This window comes from Bacillus sp. XT-2, from assembly GCF_025696525.1.
GTDB lineage: Bacteria > Bacillota > Bacilli > Bacillales > Bacillaceae > Bacillus > Bacillus halotolerans.
This window is the reverse complement of sequence record NZ_JAHVOC010000002.1, coordinates 101,410-123,380: the sequence shown is the minus strand read 5'-3', so window position 1 is coordinate 123,380 and position 21,971 is coordinate 101,410. Positions and strand designations below refer to the sequence as shown.

The 21,971-nt window shown below is 48.4% G+C and carries 20 protein-coding genes; 6 read left to right on the top strand and 14 right to left on the bottom strand.

Annotated features, from left to right (window positions below; translation table 11 throughout):
* Positions 1-5 precede the first annotated feature (5 nt).
* Complete coding sequence (locus KXD37_RS06700; protein ID WP_127696306.1) at positions 6-995, bottom strand: Gfo/Idh/MocA family protein; 990 nt, start codon at positions 993-995, stop codon at positions 6-8.
* 227 nt (positions 996-1,222) lie between these two features.
* Here KXD37_RS06700 and hutP point away from each other — a divergent pair, with 227 nt between their 5' ends.
* The 6 genes from hutP to KXD37_RS06670 all read left to right on the top strand — a co-directional run bounded on the left by hutP (position 1,223) and on the right by KXD37_RS06670 (position 8,697).
* Positions 1,223-1,669, top strand: a complete 447-nt coding sequence (gene hutP / locus KXD37_RS06695) for a hut operon transcriptional regulator HutP (RefSeq protein WP_127696305.1) — start codon at positions 1,223-1,225, stop codon at positions 1,667-1,669.
* A 112-nt stretch (positions 1,670-1,781) separates the two neighbouring features.
* On the top strand, positions 1,782-3,308 hold the full coding sequence (gene hutH / locus KXD37_RS06690) for a histidine ammonia-lyase (RefSeq protein WP_101865013.1): 1,527 nt from the start codon (positions 1,782-1,784) through the stop codon (positions 3,306-3,308).
* Positions 3,305-4,963, top strand: a complete 1,659-nt coding sequence (hutU, locus tag KXD37_RS06685) for a urocanate hydratase (protein WP_263463427.1) — start codon at positions 3,305-3,307, stop codon at positions 4,961-4,963. Before hutH ends, hutU begins: the two co-directional genes overlap by 4 nt.
* A 12-nt stretch (positions 4,964-4,975) precedes the next feature.
* A complete protein-coding gene (hutI, locus tag KXD37_RS06680) occupies positions 4,976-6,241 on the top strand; it encodes an imidazolonepropionase (protein ID WP_263463426.1) in 1,266 nt (421 codons plus the stop codon).
* Complete coding sequence (gene hutG / locus KXD37_RS06675; protein ID WP_127696302.1) at positions 6,234-7,193, top strand: formimidoylglutamase; 960 nt, start codon at positions 6,234-6,236, stop codon at positions 7,191-7,193. The genes hutI and hutG overlap by 8 nt, the downstream gene beginning before the upstream one ends.
* 76 nt (positions 7,194-7,269) lie before the next feature.
* On the top strand, positions 7,270-8,697 hold the full coding sequence (locus KXD37_RS06670; protein ID WP_151174634.1) for an amino acid permease: 1,428 nt from the start codon (positions 7,270-7,272) through the stop codon (positions 8,695-8,697).
* Positions 8,698-8,740: 43 nt separating this feature from the next.
* On the opposite strand, the gene KXD37_RS06665 is transcribed toward KXD37_RS06670, so the two are convergent.
* The 13 genes from KXD37_RS06665 to KXD37_RS06605 form a co-directional block, all read right to left on the bottom strand.
* Positions 8,741-10,042 (bottom strand): pyrimidine-nucleoside phosphorylase, encoded by a 1,302-nt coding sequence (locus KXD37_RS06665; RefSeq protein ID WP_024123413.1) that lies wholly within the window; start codon positions 10,040-10,042, stop codon positions 8,741-8,743.
* Between the two features lie 28 nt (positions 10,043-10,070).
* Complete coding sequence (nupC, locus tag KXD37_RS06660) at positions 10,071-11,252, bottom strand: nucleoside permease NupC (protein ID WP_024123414.1); 1,182 nt, start codon at positions 11,250-11,252, stop codon at positions 10,071-10,073.
* 92 nt (positions 11,253-11,344) lie between these two features.
* A complete protein-coding gene (gene deoC / locus KXD37_RS06655) occupies positions 11,345-12,016 on the bottom strand; it encodes a deoxyribose-phosphate aldolase (protein WP_059353261.1) in 672 nt (223 codons plus the stop codon).
* Between the two features lie 105 nt (positions 12,017-12,121).
* Positions 12,122-13,063: a DNA-binding transcriptional repressor DeoR gene (gene deoR / locus KXD37_RS06650; protein WP_103672009.1), complete on the bottom strand. Its 942-nt coding sequence runs from the start codon at positions 13,061-13,063 to the stop codon at positions 12,122-12,124.
* A 132-nt stretch (positions 13,064-13,195) separates the two neighbouring features.
* Complete coding sequence (locus KXD37_RS06645) at positions 13,196-14,026, bottom strand: DUF1206 domain-containing protein (protein WP_188323396.1); 831 nt, start codon at positions 14,024-14,026, stop codon at positions 13,196-13,198.
* 64 nt (positions 14,027-14,090) lie between these two features.
* Positions 14,091-15,200: an ethanolamine utilization protein EutH gene (gene eutH, locus KXD37_RS06640; RefSeq protein WP_106019822.1), complete on the bottom strand. Its 1,110-nt coding sequence runs from the start codon at positions 15,198-15,200 to the stop codon at positions 14,091-14,093.
* A 72-nt stretch (positions 15,201-15,272) separates the two neighbouring features.
* Complete coding sequence (locus KXD37_RS06635) at positions 15,273-16,619, bottom strand: MmgE/PrpD family protein (RefSeq protein WP_263463425.1); 1,347 nt, start codon at positions 16,617-16,619, stop codon at positions 15,273-15,275.
* The gene (locus KXD37_RS06630) at positions 16,616-17,758 is read right to left on the bottom strand and encodes a M20 peptidase aminoacylase family protein (RefSeq protein ID WP_127696296.1); all 1,143 of its coding nucleotides are present in this window, start codon (positions 17,756-17,758) and stop codon (positions 16,616-16,618) included. Before KXD37_RS06630 ends, KXD37_RS06635 begins: the two co-directional genes overlap by 4 nt.
* Positions 17,759-17,773: 15 nt before the next feature.
* Positions 17,774-18,523 carry an amino acid ABC transporter ATP-binding protein gene (locus tag KXD37_RS06625; protein ID WP_024123422.1) on the bottom strand — a complete coding sequence of 250 codons (750 nt, stop codon included), beginning with the start codon at positions 18,521-18,523 and terminating at the stop codon, positions 17,774-17,776.
* A 12-nt stretch (positions 18,524-18,535) separates the two neighbouring features.
* Positions 18,536-19,210: an amino acid ABC transporter permease gene (locus KXD37_RS06620; RefSeq protein ID WP_024123423.1), complete on the bottom strand. Its 675-nt coding sequence runs from the start codon at positions 19,208-19,210 to the stop codon at positions 18,536-18,538.
* 22 nt (positions 19,211-19,232) lie between these two features.
* A complete protein-coding gene (locus tag KXD37_RS06615) occupies positions 19,233-20,027 on the bottom strand; it encodes an amino acid ABC transporter substrate-binding protein (RefSeq protein WP_127696295.1) in 795 nt (264 codons plus the stop codon).
* A 23-nt stretch (positions 20,028-20,050) separates the two neighbouring features.
* Positions 20,051-20,548, bottom strand: a complete 498-nt coding sequence (locus tag KXD37_RS06610) for a GNAT family N-acetyltransferase (RefSeq protein WP_254517952.1) — start codon at positions 20,546-20,548, stop codon at positions 20,051-20,053.
* Between the two features lie 13 nt (positions 20,549-20,561).
* Positions 20,562-21,887 (bottom strand): LLM class flavin-dependent oxidoreductase, encoded by a 1,326-nt coding sequence (locus tag KXD37_RS06605; protein WP_024123426.1) that lies wholly within the window; start codon positions 21,885-21,887, stop codon positions 20,562-20,564.
* Positions 21,888-21,971: the final 84 nt, after the last annotated feature.

The window sequence follows — 21,971 nt, the reverse complement described above, 5'->3', positions numbered from 1 at the left end:
GCCCTTTAGGAAGGCCGGATGTTTTCATATTCAAACGGATAGGTGATTCCCCACTGTTGTCTTACATTGTCCATGATGCTCATGACATCCAGGGAGAGACTGATGGTTTGGCTGCCTGTTTGATGCAGGACTGCATTTTGCATATCCTCTACTTCATAGTTCAACCCTTTTGCAGTTTCTCCTTCTTCAATCACCTCTGTTTTTCCATTGGCGTACGTAATGAGTGCTTTGTCCGGCCTTGTAAAATCGTCGACTGTGATAAAGCCGTTTTCTCCAGCGACTACGCCTCTTTTTGGCATTTTTGCGCGCATGGTCAGCGATATGACGGCTATTTCGCTGTCGGTGTTTTTTAAGATGATGCCTGACTGCTCGTCTACACCTGTATCAGCCGGCTTGGCCGTGCTGAGGATCTCATTCGGCTGGCTCGTGAGAAAATATCTTGCGAACGAGAGCGCATAGGCTCCTGTGTCTAAGAGTGCGCCGCCAGCCAGTTCCTGATTAAAGAACCGGTTTGTGACGTCGTATGGCTTGCACGTTCCAAAGGAGACTTGAACCATTTTAAGGGGCCCGATGCGACCCGCCTTTACGATCTCCCGGAGTTTTTTATACAGCGGCATATGGTAGATGGTCATCGCTTCAGATACAATAAGCTGTTTTTCTTTAGCCAAACCGATGATCTCCTTTAGCTGTCTCGCATTGACGGTAATGGCCTTCTCACAAAGAACATGCTTGTGATGCTGAAGGCTTTTCATCATATATTCATAGTGGTTTAAATGCGGAGTGGCAATGTAGACAATATCAACATTCTCATCTAGCAGCAGTTCTTCGTAGCTGCCATAGGCTTTTTCCACATGATGCTCCTTGGCGAACGCCTTGGCTTTATCCAAGCTTCGTGACCCTGCAGCATAGACCGTTCCGTTTACTTCTCTCAGCGCTTTGGCGAAATCTGAGGCGATTGCGCCAAGGCCGATGATTCCCCAATGTAAGCTCTTCACTGCACTTCGCTCCCCTTCTATTTGAACTCATATCTAGAGTACGACAGCAGCCGCCCGCACACCTGTCTTGCTATGGTGTGCAATGTGCTAGATTTCTGCGTCACGATATCACAATACCAATCTAACTTGTTAAAGACTGTAAAAAACCTTTTGACTTCTATTGCTGAAACAATTAATATAATACTCAGTTAATAGTTATCAGAATTTTTAGGAATTGAGTGATTCATATGACACTGCACAAAGAGCGCCGGATCGGCCGGCTGTCTGTTCTTCTGCTGCTTCATGAAGCTGAAGAACGTTCACAGGTCGAGGAGCTGGAGCGAGATGGATGGAAGGTCTGTCTCGGCAAGGTAGGATCAATGGACGCGCATAAAGTAGTAGCCGCAATTGAAACCGCTTCCAAAAAGAGCGGAGTCATTCAATCCGAGGGGTACCGTGAGTCACATGCGCTTTATCATGCGACGATGGAGGCTTTACATGGCGTGACCAGAGGTGAAATGCTGCTTGGATCACTGCTTCGGACGGTTGGCCTGAGGTTCGCCGTTTTGAGGGGAAATCCTTATGAAAGCGAAGCGGAAGGCGATTGGATTGCTGTCTCGCTTTACGGAACAATCGGGGCGCCGATTAAAGGACTTGAGCATGAAACATTCGGCGTTGGAATTAATCACATATGAAACAGCCCATAGATCTTAGACGATAGGGGGCTATGCGTGAAATTAAATTTTCACAGCATAGCCCCTTTTTGTATGGGCGCTTTATCAAAGTAAAGACAAAGGAGTTGGGCTTATGGTGACATTAGACGGTTCTTCATTGACAACAGCCGACGTCGCGCGAGTGCTGTTTGATTTTGAAGAGACAGCGGCTTCCGAAGAAAGTATGGAGCGTGTGAAAAAAAGCAGAGCGGCAGTGGAGCGGATTGTTCACGAAGAAAAGACAATATACGGCATTACCACCGGATTTGGCAAATTCAGTGATGTCCTGATTCAGAAGGAAGACTCGGCGGCGCTGCAGCTGAATTTAATTCTTTCTCATGCCTGCGGAGTCGGCGATCCTTTTCCTGAGTGTGTTTCCAGGGCCATGCTGCTTTTGCGCGCCAATGCGCTGTTAAAAGGGTTTTCCGGTGTACGTGCTGAGCTGATTGAGCAATTGCTTGCTTTTTTAAATAAACGTGTCCATCCTGTCATTCCCCAGCAGGGATCACTTGGTGCAAGCGGGGATCTGGCGCCGCTCTCCCATCTGGCGCTTGCACTGATCGGGCAAGGAGAAGTCTTTTTTGAGGGAGAAAGGATGCCGGCAATGAAAGGCTTGAAAAAAGCCGGCATTCAGCCGGTAGCGCTGACATCCAAGGAAGGGCTTGCCCTGATTAACGGCACACAGGCTATGACCGCTATGGGTGTGGTCGCATACATTGAAGCGGAAAAACTAGCCTACCAAACAGAGCGCATTGCCAGCTTAACGATTGAAGGGCTCCGCGGGATTATCGATGCGTTTGACGAGGATATTCACTCCGCACGCGGTTATCAGGAGCAGATCGATGTCGCAGAACGAATCCGTTTTTATCTATCTGACAGCAGCCTGACGACCTCTCAAGGAGAACTGCGGGTCCAGGATGCCTATTCATTGCGCTGTATTCCGCAAGTGCACGGTGCGACCTGGCAGACGTTAGGCTACGTGAAGGAAAAATTAGAGATTGAGATGAATGCAGCTACGGACAATCCTCTTATTTTCAATGATGGTGACAAAGTCATTTCTGGCGGAAACTTTCACGGGCAGCCGATCGCCTTTGCCATGGATTTTCTAAAAATCGCAGTATCAGAGCTTGCGAATATCGCAGAGCGCAGGATAGAGCGCCTTGTGAACCCGCAGCTGAATGACCTGCCGCCATTCCTAAGCCCTCATCCCGGTCTGCAATCCGGTGCAATGATCATGCAGTATGCCGCTGCCTCACTTGTTTCTGAAAATAAAACACTGGCCCATCCCGCAAGTGTGGATTCTATTCCGTCATCTGCCAACCAAGAAGACCACGTCAGCATGGGAACCATCGCCGCTCGGCATGCTTATCAGGTGATCGCGAATACGAGAAGAGTGATTGCGATTGAAGCGATTTGCGCATTGCAGGCTGTTGAATACAGAGGCATAGAACATGCAGCGTCCTATACCAAACAGCTTTTTCAAGAAATGAGAAAAGTCGTGCCGTCTATTCAGCAGGACCGCGTTTTTTCCTATGACATCGAACGCTTGACTGCCTGGCTGAAGAAGGAATCTTTATTACCATATCAACAGAACGAAGAATTGAGGGGGATGAACATATGACTGATGTAAAAAAATCAATCCGTGCCAACCGGGGGACAGAGCTTGAATGTTTAGGGTGGGAACAAGAGGCGGTGCTTCGGATGCTTCGCAACAACCTTGATCCAGATGTCGCCGAGAAGCCCGAGGACCTTATCGTATACGGCGGGATTGGCAAAGCCGCTCGGGATTGGGGTGCATTTCGCGCCATTGAGCATTCTCTGAAAACACTAAAACATGATGAGACTTTGCTCGTGCAATCCGGAAAGCCCGTTGGCATGTTCCGTACGCACCCGCAGGCGCCGCGCGTGCTTTTAGCAAACTCTGTTCTTGTTCCAAAGTGGGCGAACTGGGAGCATTTCCACGAGCTTGAGAAAAAAGGGTTAATGATGTACGGGCAAATGACAGCTGGCAGCTGGATTTACATTGGCTCACAAGGCATTTTGCAAGGAACGTATGAAACCTTCGCTGAGCTCGCGAGACAGCATTTCGGAGGAACCTTAAAAGGGACATTGACGCTGACAGCAGGTCTCGGCGGAATGGGAGGCGCCCAGCCGCTGTCTGTCACGATGAATGACGGAGTTGTGATTGCCGTCGAGGTTGATGAAAAACGAATCGACAAACGAATTGAAACGAAATACTGTGACCGTAAAACTGCGTCGATTGAGGAAGCCTTAGCGTGGGCTGAAGAGGCAAAGCTGGCAGGAAAACCTCTCTCCATCGCTCTTCTCGGAAACGCTTCAGAGGTTCACCATACCCTTCTGAACCGCGGCGTCACCATTGATATCGTCACCGATCAGACGTCTGCCCATGACCCATTAATCGGTTACGTTCCCGAGGGCTATTCACTTGATGAAGCCGATCGCTTGCGCCAAGACAATCCAGACCTTTATGTGCGCCTTGCGAAACAAAGCATGAAAAAACATGTGGAAGCCATGCTGGCATTTCAACAAAAGGGCTCAATTGTATTTGACTACGGCAACAATATCCGGCAAGTTGCTAAAGATGAAGGCCTGGAGAATGCCTTCGATTTTCCGGGGTTTGTCCCTGCTTACATCCGTCCCTTATTTTGTGAAGGAAAAGGACCATTCCGCTGGGCGGCGCTTTCCGGTGATCCGGCAGATATTTACCGTACGGATGCGTTATTAAAAGAACTGTTCCCGGCAAACAAGGCCCTTCACCGCTGGATCGATATGGCACAGGAAAAAGTCACGTTCCAAGGCTTGCCGTCCCGCATTTGCTGGCTTGGATATGGAGAACGAAAAAAGATGGGCCTTGCCATTAACGAATTGGTCCGAAACGGGGAGCTAAAAGCGCCTGTCGTGATTGGGAGAGATCATTTGGACTGCGGGTCTGTCGCCTCTCCAAACCGGGAAACTGAAGCGATGAAGGATGGAAGTGACGCTGTCGGCGATTGGGCTGTGCTCAATGCGCTTGTCAACACGGCGGCGGGTGCAAGCTGGGTTTCCTTCCACCATGGCGGCGGCGTCGGAATGGGCTATTCTCTGCATGCCGGTATGGTCGCAGTTGCCGATGGAAGTGAGCTGGCTGACGAACGGCTCGCCAGGGTCTTAACGAGCGATCCAGGGATGGGCATTATCCGCCATGCGGATGCGGGTTATGAACGTGCCGTTGAAGTAGCGAAGAAGCAGGACATTATCGTGCCGATGCAAAAATAAGGGAGTGATAACATGTCGAAACAAATTGATACGATTCTCATCAACATCGGTCAGCTTTTGACGATGGAAAGCAGCGGCCCGCGCGCGGGCAAAAGCATGCAGGATCTTCATGTGATCGAAGACGCTGTTGTCGGAATCCACGAACAGAAGATTGTGTTCGCCGGAAAAAAAGGGACTGAAGCCGATTACGAGGCAGACGACATCATTGACTGTTCGGGACGGCTTGTAACGCCGGGCCTCGTCGATCCGCATACCCATCTTGTATTTGGCGGATCTCGGGAAAAGGAGATGAATCTAAAGCTTCAGGGCATCTCCTATTTAGATATTCTGGCGCAGGGAGGCGGTATTTTGTCCACTGTCAAAGACACCCGGACCGCCTCAGAAGAAGAGCTGCTGCAAAAAGGCCGTTTTCATCTGCAAAGAATGCTGTCATACGGCACGACCACGGCTGAAGTGAAGAGCGGCTACGGCTTAGATAAAGATACTGAGCTGAAACAATTGCGTGTCGTGAAAAAACTGCATGAGAGCCAGCCCATTGACCTTGTCTCCACATTCATGGGGGCTCATGCCATTCCTCCTGAAGATAAGGACAGCCCCGATGAATTTTTAGATCGCATGCTGGATCTCTTGCCAGAAATAAAAGAGGGGGAGCTCGCAGCCTTTGCAGATATTTTTACAGAAACAGGCGTTTTTACAGTCAGTCAATCCCGACGTTACTTAAAAAAAGCGGCTGAGGCGGGATTCGGATTAAAAATCCACGCTGATGAAATTGATCCTCTTGGAGGAGCTGAATTAGCGGCTGAGCTAAGAGCTGTCTCAGCCGATCACTTGGTGGGCGCCTCTGATGAAGGCATACAGCAAATGGCTGAATCAGGAACCATCGCCGTCCTCTTGCCGGGCACGACATTTTATCTCGGCAAACACACATATGCCAGGGCAAGAGACATGATTGATGCGGGCGTACGTGTGAGCCTGGCAACGGACTTTAACCCGGGCAGCTCCCCAACTGAAAATATTCAGCTGATCATGTCGATTGCCGCGCTTCATCTGAAAATGACCGCAGAAGAAATATGGCACGCGGTCACAGTCAACGCCGCATATGCCATAGGAAAAGGCGAAGAAGCAGGGCAGCTCAAAGCTGGCCGCTCAGCTGATCTAGTCATTTGGCAAGCCTCGAATTACATGTATATTCCGTATCACTACGGCGTCAATCATGTACATCAAGTCATGAAAAACGGAACAATTGTTGTCAACAGGGAGGGAGCCATTCTTGGATAAATACCCTTTTCTCAGAGAGGCCGGTTCATCGTTTAAAGACCGGGATGTAACGAAAATGAGCGATCTGATAGAAAAATGGGATGGCCAAGGCATTAAGGGGCCGGCGCTGATAGGTGCCCCCCTGTCAAAATCATCCATCAGTCATTCCGGCGCTTCCTTTGCCCCCGGAACAATCCGCCAGGCTCTAAAACATTCATCTGCTTATTCTGCGGAGCTTGGGGAACATGTCGTATCAGATTTTCTTTATGATCTGGGGGATGTCGATATTCATGTGACTGATATCGTGAAATCACATGATCAAATCTTCCAAACCATGCATGCTCTGCTTTCAGATCACCCAGATTGGGTACCGCTCATACTCGGGGGAGATAACTCTATCAGCTACTCCACCATAAAAGCGATTGCGCAAACGAAAGGAACGACAGCCGTTATTCAATTTGATGCCCATCATGATGTGCGGAACACGGAGGACGGAGGGCCGACAAACGGCACCCCCTTCCGCCGCCTTTTGGATGAAGAGATCATAGAAGGCCAGCATTTAATTCAACTGGGTATCAGAGAATTCAGCAACAGCCTGGCTTATGAAACATACGCGAAAAAACATCACGTGGATATCCGCACGATGGGAATGATTCGTGAAAAAGGACTGATCCCGACCATTAAAGAGATCCTGCCTGCCGTTCAAACTAGAACAGACTTCATTTTTATATCTGTTGATATGGATGTCTTAGACCAGTCCCATGCCCCCGGCTGTCCAGCGATTGGCCCGGGTGGCCTCTATACAGACGAATTACTCGAAGCAATCAAGTACATCGCACAAGAGCCCAATGTCGCAGGGATCGAAATCGTTGAAGTTGATCCCACCCTCGATTTTCGAGATATGACAAGCAGAGCCGCAGCTCACGTTCTGTTACACGCATTAAAAGGAATGAAACGCTCCCGATTCAAGTGATCTTCCGGCAGGTTGTATTTTGGTTACAAGAAAACTCATCTGCCTGATAAACGGCAGCTAAAAGGAGGACGAAACGGTGGGTCTTCAAGAGAAAAGCGGCCATCAGCTAAAACGGACAATGAAAAGCAGGCACTTATTTATGATTTCATTGGGAGGCGTCATAGGAACAGGACTTTTCCTCAGTACGGGCTATACGCTCAGCCAAGCCGGTCCCGGCGGTACGATACTCGCTTATTTAATCGGCGGATTGATGATGTACCTCGTCATGCAATGTCTCGGTGAATTGTCGGTCGCCATGCCGGTGACCGGTTCCTTTCAAAAATACGCCACAACATTTATCGGGCCATCTACCGGTTTTATGGTCGGCATCATGTACTGGGTGAATTGGGTGGTGACGGTAGGATCTGAGTTTACCGCATCCGGTATTCTCATGCAGCGCTGGTTTCCTGACAGCAGCGTATGGATGTGGAGTGCGATTTTTGCAGCTCTCCTTTTCGTATGCAACGCATTTTCAGTCAAATTATTTGCGGAAACTGAATTTTGGTTTTCGAGCGTGAAGATTGTCACCATCATTTTATTTATCATTTTAGGAGGCGCCGCCATGTTTGGCTTGATCTCTTTAAACGGGACGGCTGATGCCCCTATGTTTTCAAATTTCACAGGTCATGGAGGATTGTTTCCGAACGGCTTTCTCGCTGTATTTATCGCCATGATATCTGTGAGTTTTGCCTTTTCCGGAACAGAATTAATCGGAGTCACAGCAGGTGAATCCGCAAATCCTCAAAAGGATATTCCGCGTTCCATCCGCAATGTCGCATGGCGGACAGTCATTTTTTTCATCGGTGCCGTCTTCGTATTATCCGGACTGATTTCATGGAAAGAAGCAGGAGTAATTGAAAGCCCCTTTGTAGCAGTATTTGCAGAAATCGGAATCCCGTACGCCGCAGATATTATGAATTTTGTTATATTAACAGCTTTGCTGTCCGTTGCCAATTCAGGCCTATATGCCTCAACCCGTATGCTGTGGTCGTTAGCAAATGAAAACATGATCAGCTCTCGTTTTAAAAAAGTCACATCTAAAGGCATTCCACTAAATGCCTTAATCATCAGTATGGCTGTATCTTGTTTATCTCTCGTTTCCAGTATTGTGGCGCCTGGAACTGTTTATGTGGTGATGGTAGCGATTGCTGGATTTGCAGGGGTCGTGGTCTGGATGAGCATTGCGCTGTCTCAACTCTTGTTCCGAAAGAGATTTCTTAAAAAAGGGGGGAATGTAAAAGATCTGACATTTCGCACACCGCTTTATCCTCTTATGCCTATAGCCGCTCTTTTATTATGTTCAGCTTCTTGTATCGGTCTCGCTTTTGATCCCAATCAAAGAATCGCTCTCTTCTGCGGAATCCCTTGTATCATCCTATGCTATCTCATCTTCTATTTCAGAAGAAATCTTACGAAAGCAAAAAAAATCGGACAAGAGGAATACCAGGTTGATCACATCCTGTAATCAAAACAGCACACCCCACTCAGGATGGGATGTGCTGTTATTTTTATTCTGTAATTAACGTATGAATCAGCTTCGGCGCCTTCGCTTCCGCTGCGATGCGGATGTTGTCATAGACTTTCGCGATGACTTCATCAACGTTTTCGCGGTTGGCGTAAAGCGTCACGAGCGGTTCGCCTTTTTCTACCTTGTCGCCGACCTTTTTGCGGAGCATGATGCCGACGGCTAAATCGATTTCGTCTTCTTTTGTGGCGCGTCCGGCCCCTAACAGCATGGCAGCGACGCCGATTTCGTCTGCGACAATTTCGGAGACGACACCCGCTTCTTTGGCTGGCACATCAATGTGATAAGCCGCTTGCGGAAGCTTAGACGGATCATCAACAATCGAGCTGTCACCGCCTTGGTTTTTCAAGAAATCTTTGAATTTCTCAAGCGCTTTGCCGTTTTTCATGACCTCTTCAAGCTTTGCTCTTGCTTCGTCTAATGTACCTGCTTTTTTCGCAAGCACGACCATCTGGCTGCCGAGTGTTAAGACAAGCTCGTGCAGGTCTTCAGGGCCTTCGCCTTTGAGCGTGTCAATCGCTTCTTTCACTTCAAGCGCATTTCCGATCGCAAAGCCGAGCGGCTGGGACATGTCGGAGATGACAGCCATCGTTTGGCGGCCGACCTTGTTGCCGATTCGTACCATTGCTTTCGCGAGTTCAGCCGCATCTTCCTCTGTTTTCATGAAGGCGCCCGCTCCCGTTTTCACGTCAAGCACGATCGCGTCTGCTCCGGCAGCGATTTTTTTGCTCATAATGGAGCTAGCAATAAGCGGGATGGAATTCACTGTGCCCGTTACATCACGCAGGGCGTACAGTTTTTTATCCGCTGGCGTTAAGTTGCCGCTTTGGCCAATGACGGCAACCTTGTCGCGGTTCACTAGCTTAATAAATTCTTCCTTTGACAGTTCCACGTGAAACCCGTCGATCGCCTCTAATTTATCAATTGTTCCGCCCGTATGGCCGAGGCCGCGGCCGGACATTTTGGCAACTGGCACATCAAGAGCCGCGACAAGCGGTGCAAGCACGAGTGTTGTCGTGTCGCCGACGCCGCCGGTTGAATGTTTATCTACTTTAATTCCTTCAATGGCAGAAAGATCAATCGTTTCACCGGAGTTCACCATAGCCATTGTTAAGTCCGCACGTTCACGATCACTCATATCCTGGAAGAAAATCGCCATGGCAAGTGCGCTTGCCTGATAATCAGGAATGCTTCCGTCCGTATAGCCATTCACGAAAAACTGGATTTCTTCTGTGGTGAGTTCTTTTCCGTTTTGTTTTTTGATGATAATATCTACCATTCTCATTATAGTCACCGATCCTTTTCGATTATGTTCAGTAAATCAGACCTACAACTGCCGCTGTTAAAAAGCTGACAAGCGTAGCGCCGTATAATAATTTCAGACCGAAACGAGCAACGACGTTTCCTTGTTTTTCATTCAGACCCTTTACAGCACCGGCAATGATACCGATGGAAGAGAAATTCGCGAACGAAACGAGGAATACTGAGACAATCGCTGTTGTACGGCCGCTGAAATGAAAACCGTTTTGCGAAAGAGACGTCATGGCGACAAATTCGTTCGATACCATTTTTGTTGCCATAATGCTTCCGGCGTTAACAGCTTCATTCCATGGAATACCAACAAGAAAAGCGAATGGAGCAAACACATATCCAAGCAGGTCTTGGAAGGAAATACCGAGTACAGCGTTAAAAATACCATTGATCAAAGCAATAATCGCGACAAATCCGATCAGCATCGCTGCGACAACAACCGCTACTTTGAAACCATCTAAGATGTATTCTCCGAGCACTTCGAAGAAGGATTGTTTTTCTTCATTTTCTACACGAAGCATATCCTCATCTTTTGCGACCTCGTAAGGATTAATAATAGAGGCAATGATAAAACCGCCAAATAAGTTCAATACAAGAGCCGTTACGACGTATTCAGGCTTCAGCATCGTCATGTAAGCGCCGACGATTGACATGGATACGGTTGACATCGCAGAAGCGCAAAGCGTGTACAACCGCTGCTGTGACAGTAAACCGAGTTCTTTCTTTAAGGAGATAAATACTTCTGATTGCCCTAAAATCGCAGATGCAACAGCATTGTACGACTCCAGTCTTCCCATCCCGTTAACCTTGCTGAGGGCAAGGCCGATGTATTTAATAATAAACGGGAGGATCTTCCATTTTTGCAGAATCCCGATGAGTGCTGAAATAAATACAATCGGCAAGAGAACGTTCATAAAGAATGTAGATTGATCCGCATTCACCAAACCGCCAAACACAAAGTTGATTCCTTCTGCCGCATAGCCAAGCAGGTAGCTGAATCCTTGTGCAAATCCTCCGACGAGAAAATTCCCGATTCCCGTATTGAGGAGAATGTAACCGAGAATAAACTGCAAAATAAGCATGACAATAATTGGGCGGATCTTAATTCTTTTTTTGCCGCTGCTCGCGATCCACGCAAGGCCTAAAAACACGATTAAACCGATAATCCCAATCAAATACTTCATATGTGTTTCTCCTTTATTTGTATTCGCTTACATTATTATTTCCCCGGAAAGAAAAGAAGGGCACGGAAAGCGAAGTGCCTTCCGTCTGCTTCTTAATAATTATCTCCGCCGGCTCCGTTCTCTCCTTTTACAATGGAAACACCTGCGCTTGCGCCAATGCGGCTTGCACCTGCTTCGATCATCGTGTCTACATCTTCTTTCGTTCTGATACCCCCGGATGCTTTTACGCCGATATCAGGGCCTACTGTTTTGCGCATTAAAGCGATATCTTCCTTCGTTGCGCCGCCTGTTGAGAAGCCTGTTGAGGTTTTCACGAAATCCGCTCCCGCAGAAACCGCTAAACGGCATGCACGCTCTTTTTCTTCATCTGTCAGCAGGCATGTTTCAATAATAACTTTGACAAGCGCTTTTCCGGCTGCAGCTTCCACCACACCGCGGATATCCGCTTCCACTACGTCGTCTTCTTTGTCTTTCAAAGCAGCGATGTTAATGACCATGTCCACTTCAGTGGCGCCTTTTGAAATCGCATCCTTCGTTTCGAACGCTTTTGTTTCTGTTGTGTTGGCGCCGAGCGGGAAGCCGATGACTGTACATACGTCAACTCCTGTTCCCTCAAGCTCTTTTGCAGCCAGCTGCACCCATGTCGGGTTTACACATACAGAAGCGAATTTGTATGTTTTCGCTTCTTCTATTAATTTCAGAATATCCGCTTTTTGTGTATGCGGTTTCAAAGCTGTATGATCAATTTTATTGGCTAATGTCATCCTTCGCACACTTCCTTTTTTGTTAAGATATTTTTTAGCATACCCGACTTTTGAACATATGTAAATTGGTAATTGAAAATTTGTTCAACGAACGGTCTGAAGGTGTCACAAATCATTAACAAGTGCCCTTGCGGTATGCTGGTCAATGATTAACACATTGGCATATTTTCCTGTTAACGCACCATGGATGGAGGACACTTTTCGGCTTCCGCCGGCCACTAATATAGAGCGTTCCTTCAGCCTCAGATCCTCAAGCTCGACACCGATGGTCCGGTCATTGATGGCGGTGCTGCAAATCTTCCCTTCCTCGTCAAAGAAACGCGAACAGATATCTCCGACAGCCTGATGTTTCAGCAACGCTTTCTCTTCTTCGTTAAAATAGCCGAGCCGGAATAACAGCGCTTCGTCACGGACTGTTCCCACCGTGAAAAGAGCGATATTCGCCTGCTTGCCCATCTCAATGATCCGCTCGATATGACGGTCTTTCTCCACCATTTTCTTCACATCCGCATTATCAAACACGACGGGAAGCGGAAGATAGCGCGGCATCGTTTGAAAAGCCTCTGCAAACAGCTGAATCGTTTCAGCTGAATAGGTGTTTACCCGGGAATGGCTGATGCCGCCTTTCAGCTGGACGACCTCTACGCCTTTTACCTGCTTTGGCTGCATGTTTTGCGCGATCTGATACATGGTGGTTCCCCAGCTGACGCCGACGATGTCGCCGTCTTTTACCGTTTCATGCATATATTCTGCACCGTAACGGCTCAAGTCATGTGTGATTGCTGCATAGTCCGGTGTCGGAGAAAACACAACGTGCGCTTCGAGAAGCCCGTATTTCTCTTCCAGCATGGAACCGAGCGCATCTAAATCCTCAAAAGGGTCCATCACGCGAATTTGGACAAATCCTTTTTCTTTTGCGTATTGCAGCAATCGGGAAACGGTCGGCCTCGAAATGCTGAGCTGCTCTGCGATTTGCTGCTGACTGTAGTCAGACTGATAATAAAGCCTTGCCGCTTCTATGCTTAATTGTTGTTTTTCCCGATCCATTCCGCACCTCCCTTGGATCAGTTCATGGTGAACCTGCTTTTGATTTGCTTTTATTATACAGGCTGGCAACAGCTTTCATCCACCTGATTTGCAAGAAACTGAAAAACGCTCTGGCACAGATCTGCCCAGAGCTTATTTTTCCCACTTCATATATTGATAAATGCCTTTCATGATGGCGTATATTCCATATAACACAAGCCCGCACGCCAAAAAGATCAGAATCACTCTGCCATGCGGCTGCTGCGCGAGTTCGGCGAGCGCCCCGTCAAAGCCTCTTGTGTCGTCCGGATCAGAGGTGAGAGCGGTTTTTATGAGAAAGAAGCCGATGGCTGAGAAAATAATGGCACGGGCGATGTTGCCTGCGCGTCCTGTGTTTTTTGCAATACATATCATTTCTTTGCTCATTTTTGACGTATCAAATTCTCTCATAAAAGAAGCCCGGATACCTTTCATGAATTGAACCATCGCAAATAGGATAAAGCCCGCTCCTGTGAGTCCCGTCAGCCACTGCCCAAACGGCTGCGCCAATATATAAGCGGACCACGTCTGTTCTGAAGTGCTGCCGCTCCCATGATCAAAGACAAACCGAAGGGCATTCCAGGCAATCGATGCGTATACGGCGGCGCTGAATAAATTTCCTGTTCTTCGCGACAGGCCTCGTCTTCCCGTGCCATGGCCCTCTGTATCCTTAACCGCACTCAGCACCATCCATATGACATACCCGATGAGTCCAATCCCGATGAAGAAAAGCAGAATTGATCCGTATGGCATGCGTGATAAGGTTTGGAGCGCTCCGCTTGAATCCTTTGCCCCGCTGCCAGCTCCGGCAGCCGTCATCAATGCCAGAATGCCGAGCAAGATAAAAACGCCGCCGAATGTAAAATAACCAAGCCTTCCGAACCGCTGTATCCAAGGCTTGGTTTCCTGTTTTATTTTAGAGATGCACTGGTCCTTCGCATCCATGTGCCCAACCCTCTTTCCGGAAACGTTACTGTATCATTTCCCGAATGAGGAGAATTGAAACAGACTATCCTTCAAGAGAATCGTGTCTTTGCTTTTTGGCCGTATAGGCGGGTGTCGTCCACGCAGCTGCCGCGACAGCCGTAATGCCGCCAGCTAATTTCCCGACGATCATGGCCGCTGCCATTTCTTTCTTCATTCCCGTCACAAAGCCGAGATGGCTGCCGAGCACAAAGGCTGCGCTGACCGCAAACGCGACATTGATAACCTTTCCTCTCGGCGTCATGTCTTTTAATAAGGCGAGCATGGGGATAAGATGTGCCAAAGAAGCAACCATTCCCGCTGTCGCTGCCTGGTCTAAGTGTAACAGCCTGCCTAATGTATGGAGCGGTTTCTCAAAAGCTTTTGTGATAAAAGCTGTCAGCGGAAAAGCGCCCGCCAATACAACCGCGATGGTGCCTACGGTTTGTATGCCTGTTTCAATCTTTTCGAGGCCAGGTATGAATACAAAGCCTGTCATTGTTTCAATCGAGACAGCAACAAGCCCAATGATCGCAACAATACTGACAGCCTTCCCGAAAACGTGAAATACGCGGATTGTCTTGTCGGTGCAGCACCATAGTCCAAAAGCGATAACCGCAGAAAAAAGACTTGGAATCAGAATGTTTTTCAGGATCAATCCCATCTCAAATCCCGCAGCTAACCCGCCTGCGAAGCATCCGATCGGCACAGTGCACAGTCCGATTAAAATGCCTTTTGCAAAATACGGGTGATCCTGCTTTTCAATTATGCCAAGAGCGACGGGAATGGTGAATACGATCGCCGGCCCCATCATCGTCCCCAGAAATACCCATGAAAACAAGCCGGCGTCCGGATCTTTCGCCATTTCTTGTGCCAGCGCATAGCCCCCCATATCAATGGCCAAAATGGTGTTGGCAAAGGAGGAAGGGTCTGCGCCAATGGCGGCATAGACCGGTGACACGACGGGAATCAGTATGGCCGCAAGCACTGGCGCCAGCGACACAATCCCGACCATTGACAGCACAAGCGGCCCCATGGCCTTAAAGCCTTCCGCAAACCGCTCGCCAAGCCCCCACCTGTTTCCCAAGCAATAATCGGCTGCTCCCACTAATAAAAAGACTGCCAGAATACATACAACCGCATCATTTACCGTCATGGCCTTTCTCCTTTTTCAAACGTATGATTTGGCTTTATCATATCATCTGAAGGAGGGGATGAGAGGCGGATTCTAATCTAAACGCGATAAAAATTCTTTCATATCAGCGCGCTCAATGGCCTCTATGATATGCGATGCTTTTTGCACATCACTTGGCAGCGCTGATTTTAATTTTTCTTTTACGTCTTCTTCAGACAGACCGTTTCCGGGAGCTCCCTTCGGGCAGTCCACCCGCGCTTCACATATGCGTCCATCTGATAAAAACGCCCGAACAATGGTGAAACGGCCTTTCGGAACCGCTTGAGAGGCTGGCTGAATGCGATTGTCATACACACGCTGAATATGACGCATTGCGGCCTGCATATGATTTGGTATTGGCTCGCTGTTGAAATGTTCAGCAATCAGCTTCTGTCCGTGCAGGGCAAGGGCAATGACATATTCAACGCTGAAGCGGCCTTCCTCTCCTGTTTTTGGTGATCTTGCCGTTAATGCAGCATCTCCGCCAGGCGGAAAAACGACTTCAATCCGTTCTGTATTGTCAGCAGAAATGGCTTCCTGAGAGATAAGCTCGCGAATGGCATCTGCCGCGTGGTGCGCCGCAGAACAAAATGGATAGATTTTAAACCATAAACCTGGCTTCACGATTCTCCATGGTTTGCCCCAATGGCTTAACAGCGTGGTTTGAGCCTTGTCTGCATCACCGTATAGGCTGAAGAAACCTTTTTCTCCATCCAGTGCCGTACGAGAGCCTCCAACATCAGATTGGGCCAGCTTAACAGCAAGTAAGCCTGATTGAGCTGCCAGCCCTGCGTGCAGCGGTTTCATTTCTGTGCCGAATTGCACCCTCATTCCGGCAGACTGCGTTGCGGCAAAACCAATTGCTTTTTCCATTTCTTCTTGAGTGAGTTCCTCCGCGAACCCTACAGCACAGGCGGCGGCTATGGCTCCGAGCGTTCCCGTATTGTGCCAGCCTTTTTCATAGTGCGGGCTGCCAATCGACTCCCCAAGCCTTGCCATTACTTCCACACCGACAATATAAGCGCCAAGAAGCCGCTCGTCACTTTCTCGAGCGGCAGCTGAAGCAATGAGTGCCGGCAAAATAACTGCACTCGGATGTCCCCTTACATCGGAATGGACATCATCGAAATCCAGAGCATGGGCGATAAATCCATTGAGCAGCGCAGATTGCAATGGTGCTGCCTTTTTTCCTTGTCCGATGATAGGGACAAGGGGCGTGCCGCCTTCCTCTTCGATCAGCTGCAAAAGCTTTTGAATGCCGTTTTCTTCTCTTCCGGCAAATGATGCGGCTGTAAAATCGAGCAATCCCTTTTTGGCTTCACGCATCGCGTCAGTGGCGTTCTCAGGCTGTGATAATCTTACGGCCTCAGCAAGACCTGCTGTCAGTTCTGTTTGGATCATTTGATTGACCCCAGTACAATAACAGCCAGCTCAGCAAAGTAGCTGGATGCAACTTGCAGTGCGTCTTCATCCAATGTAAACGCCGGGTGATGCCACTCCTCTGTACCGTTCGTTCCCATCCACACAAAAAATCCCGGGATCTTCTCTTGATACAGAGCGAAGTCTTCTCCGCCCGGAGATTGCTCCGCATGAACCGTTTGATAGCCAAGCCGGGCCGCAGCTTCTGACGCCGCGTTCAAAAACGTGCCGTCATTCTGAACGGACGGCAAATAAGGAAACCACCGGAATTCGGCCTGTGCCCCGTAGCCCGTTGCGATTCCTTCAGCCACTCGTTTCATATGCTCCGGAACGGCCTTTCTCGCTTCTTTTTGGAAGGTGCGAACGGTGCCCTCCATTTCAGCCTGGTCCGGAATCACGTTCCATGAACTGCCTGCCTGTAATCTTGTGATACTGACGACCGCGTTTTGCAGTGAGCTGATGTTGCGGCTGACCACAGATTGCAGACCGCTGACCATTTGGCCTGCCGCTGCTATGGGATCAATGCTGTTATTGGGAATGCCGGCGTGTCCGCCTTTTCCTTTCACAACAATCTCAAACCGGTCAACGCTTGCCATGAGCGGACCTTCCTTTATCCCAATGGTGCCGACAGGCAAATCAGGCTTATTGTGCATGCCAAAAATGGCAGAAACATCATCCAGCACGCCTGCTTCTATGACTTTCCTTGCTCCTGCGGCGATTTCTTCCGCTGGCTGAAAGATAAAGCGGACCGTGCCTTTCAGCTCGTCTCTTCTTTTATTCAGCAAAATGGCCGTGCCGATAATGGAAGCTGTATGAAAGTCATGCCCGCACGCATGCATCGCGCCGTCAATCTTAGAGGCAAACGGCAGGTTCGTTTGTTCTTGGATCGGGAGCGCATCAATGTCCGCTCGTATCGCAATCACAGGTCCGTCTGACTGCCCTTTGATTTCCGCAATTACACCTGTTTCTAATTGAGGAACCTCAAGAATCTCTATATGTTCTTCCTCGAGCCAGCGGCGGATTTTTTTTGTCGTTTCAAACTCTTCAAATGAAAGTTCAGGGTGTGCATGAAGGTCACGCCGCATATTGATTAAACGTGTATGAAACGTTTCTTCGGCCATTCTTCTTCTTCCCTTCTATATAAGCTCTGCAGGCTCTCCCACCTGCTTGATAAATCGTTTCGTCCGTTCGTTTTTCGGATGGTCAAACAGTTCTTCAGGCGTTCCCTGCTCGATAATATGGCCGTCTGCCATAAAAATCACTTTATCGGCAACCTCTCTTGCAAATGCCATTTCGTGGGTGACGATGATCATTGTTGTTTGTTTTTCCGCAATCGATTTGATGACCTGAAGCACACCCGCCACGAGCTCTGGGTCAAGCGCCGAAGTCGGTTCATCCAGCAAAATCGCATGCGGATTGACCGCAAGTGCCCGCGCGATGCCGATTCGCTGCTGCTGGCCGCCGGACATTGTGATCGGGTAGCTGTCAGCTTTATGCTCTAAACCAACCTGCCTCAGAATCTCCATCCCAATGCGGTTCGCTTCATCTCGTGATTTTCTTTGAGCCGTGAGTAAAGCCTCAGTAATGTTTTGCAGGGCGGTTTTATTTTTGAACAGATTGTAATTTTGGAAGACCATGGCCGTTTGCTGACGGAGCTGGTACGCTTCCTTGCGTGTAAACTTTTCCGCGTTCAGTTTGGCTTCTCCAATTTCAATGATGCCTTGATTGGGGCGCTCCAATAGATTCAAGCACCGAAGAAGCGTTGATTTTCCGGAACCGGACGGACCGATGATCGCCACCACTTCTCCGCGTTTTACTTCAAGGTCGATTCCGTCCAGCACGACCAGATCTTTAAACGCTTTGCGAATATTTTTTACTTTTATCAACTGATTTCACCTCTAAGTCCGGTATGGCTTGCTCATGGCGCGTTCAAACAAGTCCTGCAGGATGCTGTAAATGATTGTAAGAACCCAGTAGACAATCGCAACCGCCAAATAGGTTTCAAAATACTTCAGATTTCCAGATGCATACATCTTACCTTGCGCAAACATCTCCATGACACCCAAAGTAAATGCCAATGAGGTTTCTTTTAGGAGGCCGATAAATGTATTACCCGTTGCCGGTATCGCATTCCTGACTGCTTGCGGAAGGATAATTCGTCTGTAAGCCTGAAGTTTCGTCATACCGACAGACAGGCACGCCTCCAGCTGCCCTTCATCAACAGAGTTAAGGGCGGCGCGGAAGATTTCTGCCAAATAGGCGGCGTTTTTTAAACTTAAACCGATAATGGCAGCTGTGAGAGCTGTCATCTTGCTCATCTCCGGAAACAGCTGCGGCAGCCCGTAATAAATTAAGAACAGCTGCACAAGTGTCGGCACGCCCCGGAAAAATGAGATATACAGCTTTGACAGCTGATGAAGCACTGGAATTTTGTTTTTTGTAATGAGTGCGAGAATAAGTCCTCCGATAATCGCAAAAATCATAGCTGCTACAGCCATAAACAATGTAATCGGAAGGGCCTGAATTAAAGTCGGGAATGCAGAGATCATGAATTCCCAATCAATCGTATTCATTCTGGTGGTTCACCGCCGTTTCTTAATGCTTCTGTTCTGCTGTGATATCTTCGTTAAAATATTTTTCTGAAAGCTTTTTAAGTGTTCCGTCTTTGCGCAGTTCATCGAGCGCTTTATTGACTTTTTTACGGGTCTTGTCGTGCGCGTCATCCTTGGCAAATGGGAATGCGACTTGCTCGTACACAATCGGATCTCCGGCAAGCTTCAACGGCAAGCCTGTTTTCTTAATTTGCGCGATCAGCACACTTCGGCTGTTTACGTAAGCGTCCACACGTCCGTATGCGACATCCTTCAGCGTGCCTTCTTGTGTTTCGTATGTTTTGATATTGATTTTTTTGTCAGGATCTTTGCTTTCAAGATTTTTCGCGTGATTTGAACCTAAAACAGCAGCTACTGTCTTTCCTTTTAAATCGTCTGCTGATTTGATGTCGTTGTTGTCTTTTTTGACGACAATCTGTGTTCCTGCATAAGAGTACGGTTCTGTGAAGTTGTACATTTCCTTGCGTTCATCTGTCACCGCTACCTGATTGGAAATGGTGTCAAGCTTGCCTGTTTGAAGCTCTCCCATCAGACCGCTGAATTCGAGCAGCTTCCAGTCCAGTTTCATGCCGATTTTCTTTGCAACAGCTTCCATTACTTCTACATCAAAACCTGTCAGCTTTCCGTCTTCTTTATAAGCGAACGGGTAGCTCTGTCCGGTCGCACCCACATGAAGTATGTTGTCATCCTCTTTACTGCTGCTGTTTCCATTGCCGCAAGCTGATAGCACGGCTAATAACGCAGCAACTAACAGCACAGTCCATTTTTTCATTTTCATTTGATTTTCCCGCCTTTTATCTTTTATAGGTCATGTCGCAGTTGTTTTTTCATATAGACTGTCATATGTCCTTTGCCCAGATCCTTCTCGCCTGCTCGGACATATCCTTTTCTTTCATACATCTCGATCAGCCACGGGTGCTTATCCGCTGTTCCTAGCGATACAAACGGAACCTTTAACGTATCGCGCAGGATGGTCTCCTCAAGCCATTGAAGCAGCTTTGTCCCGACTCCCTTTTGCCCGGTTTCAGGATCAACAGCGAACCACCAGATATGAGGAACGCCATATGGTCCAGGCTGCTGTCCCCAAGGCATTCGTAAGGAGATGGTCGCGATGATCCGCCCGTCTTCTTCCATGACGTAACAGGCGTTTTTTCGGATATTGTTTAAGACCAGATCCAGATCCGCTTGGGCCGCGGCAAAACGAATGCCGAGCTTTCGAATCGGTTCGTAGGCGCGCCATGTCAGCTTGAGAAGCTGTTCGGCATCACGTTCAGCTGCGAGGCGATATTGCGTCTTCATCGAGCGTTCCTCCTTACTTCGCATAACGGTTTACCGGTTTTTCTAAACCAAAATGCTCTCTCAATGTTGTGCCTTCATATTCGTTTCTGAACACGCCGCGCTCCTGTAAAATCGGAACCACTTTGTCAACGAACAGTTCAATTCCTTCCGGAAGGAGCGGAGGCATGATATTAAATCCGTCACAAGCTTTATGATCCACCCATTCCTGCATCTTGTCGGCAAGCTGTTCCGGCGTTCCGACAAAAATGTGATGGCCTCTGGAGCCTGCAACGTATTTGTAAAGCTCACGTATTGTCATATTGTCTCGTTCAGCCATTTCTTGAACAAGCTTAAATCGGCTCTTCACCGCGTTTGATGCATCCGCGTCAAGCTTTGGCAGCGGCCCGTCAAGCGGATATGCAGACAAATCAATTCCGCCTAAATAATTCTGAAGGATTTGCAGACCGACAGATGGAATGATTAAATCTTGAAGCTCTTGATATTTAGCCCGCGCCTCTTCTTCAGTGTCTGCGATGACCGGAAAAATGCCCGGCATGATCGCGATCTTCTCAGGATCGCGGCCAAACTCGGCTGCCTGCTTTTTAATTGATTGATAAAATTCCTGTGCCGATTCTAAATGGTTTTGCGCCGTAAAAATCACTTCAGCCGTTTTGGCAGCCAGCGCTTTCCCATCCCCTGATGAGCCCGCCTGAATAATGACCGGCTGGCCCTGCGGCGTTCTTGAAACGTTCAGAGGCCCGCGGACTGAGAAATAATCTCCTTTGTGGTTGAGCTCGTGCATTTTTTCTTTATCGAAGAATTCACCTGTTTCTTTATTGCGGATAAAGGCGTCCTCTTCCCATGAATCCCAAAGCCCCTTTACGGCCTCGACAAATTCTTCTGCCCGCTGATAGCGCAAGTGATGTTCGAGATGCTTTTCCCCGCTGAAATTCAGCGCTGTTGACTCAATGGATGAGGTCACGACATTCCATCCGGCACGGCCGTTGGACAGGTGATCCAGTGAGGCGAACTGTCTGGCAATGTGAAACGGCTCGCTATAAGTAGTAGAAGCTGTCGCTGTCAGGCCAATTCTTGAAGTCACCTGCGCCAAAGCTGAAAGCAAAGTAAATGGCTCAAACCTTGTAAGCACATTCGGATGCGATTTGCTGTCGATCGACAGGCTGTCTGCTAAAAACAGCATATCCAGCTTGCCCCGCTCCGCTGTTCTCGCCAGCTCTTTAAAATAATCCAAGTTCATACTCGCATCCGCAGGCGCGTCCGGATGCCGCCAAGACGCAACATGATGTCCGGTCCCCGCAAGAAAAACTCCTAATTTGATTTGCTTCTTTTTGCTTGTCATGACGTTACTCCTTTTATAATGTTTTTAGGCTGAAAAGTCCGAAAAATAAACTCCTATATTCCTAGTCGTTTAATATGAATAAAT

Bases quoted from the DNA above. Each gene is read 5' to 3' on its own strand.
- hutP (WP_127696305.1), top strand. From the start codon at position 1,223: ATGACACTGCACAAAGAGCGCCGGATCGGCCGGCTGTCTGTTCTTCTG.
- hutH (WP_101865013.1), top strand. From the start codon at position 1,782: ATGGTGACATTAGACGGTTCTTCATTGACAACAGCCGACGTCGCGCGA.
- hutU (WP_263463427.1), top strand. From the start codon at position 3,305: ATGACTGATGTAAAAAAATCAATCCGTGCCAACCGGGGGACAGAGCTT.
- hutI (WP_263463426.1), top strand. From the start codon at position 4,976: ATGTCGAAACAAATTGATACGATTCTCATCAACATCGGTCAGCTTTTG.
- KXD37_RS06665 (WP_024123413.1), bottom strand. From the start codon at position 10,042: ATGAGAATGGTAGATATTATCATCAAAAAACAAAACGGAAAAGAACTC.
- nupC (WP_024123414.1), bottom strand. From the start codon at position 11,252: ATGAAGTATTTGATTGGGATTATCGGTTTAATCGTGTTTTTAGGCCTT.
- deoC (WP_059353261.1), bottom strand. From the start codon at position 12,016: ATGACATTAGCCAATAAAATTGATCATACAGCTTTGAAACCGCATACA.
- deoR (WP_103672009.1), bottom strand. From the start codon at position 13,063: ATGGATCGGGAAAAACAACAATTAAGCATAGAAGCGGCAAGGCTTTAT.
- KXD37_RS06645 (WP_188323396.1), bottom strand. From the start codon at position 14,026: ATGGATGCGAAGGACCAGTGCATCTCTAAAATAAAACAGGAAACCAAG.
- eutH (WP_106019822.1), bottom strand. From the start codon at position 15,200: ATGACGGTAAATGATGCGGTTGTATGTATTCTGGCAGTCTTTTTATTA.
- KXD37_RS06635 (WP_263463425.1), bottom strand. From the start codon at position 16,619: ATGATCCAAACAGAACTGACAGCAGGTCTTGCTGAGGCCGTAAGATTA.
- KXD37_RS06630 (WP_127696296.1), bottom strand. From the start codon at position 17,758: ATGGCCGAAGAAACGTTTCATACACGTTTAATCAATATGCGGCGTGAC.
- KXD37_RS06620 (WP_024123423.1), bottom strand. From the start codon at position 19,210: ATGAATACGATTGATTGGGAATTCATGATCTCTGCATTCCCGACTTTA.
- KXD37_RS06615 (WP_127696295.1), bottom strand. From the start codon at position 20,027: ATGAAAATGAAAAAATGGACTGTGCTGTTAGTTGCTGCGTTATTAGCC.
- KXD37_RS06610 (WP_254517952.1), bottom strand. From the start codon at position 20,548: ATGAAGACGCAATATCGCCTCGCAGCTGAACGTGATGCCGAACAGCTT.
- KXD37_RS06605 (WP_024123426.1), bottom strand. From the start codon at position 21,887: ATGACAAGCAAAAAGAAGCAAATCAAATTAGGAGTTTTTCTTGCGGGG.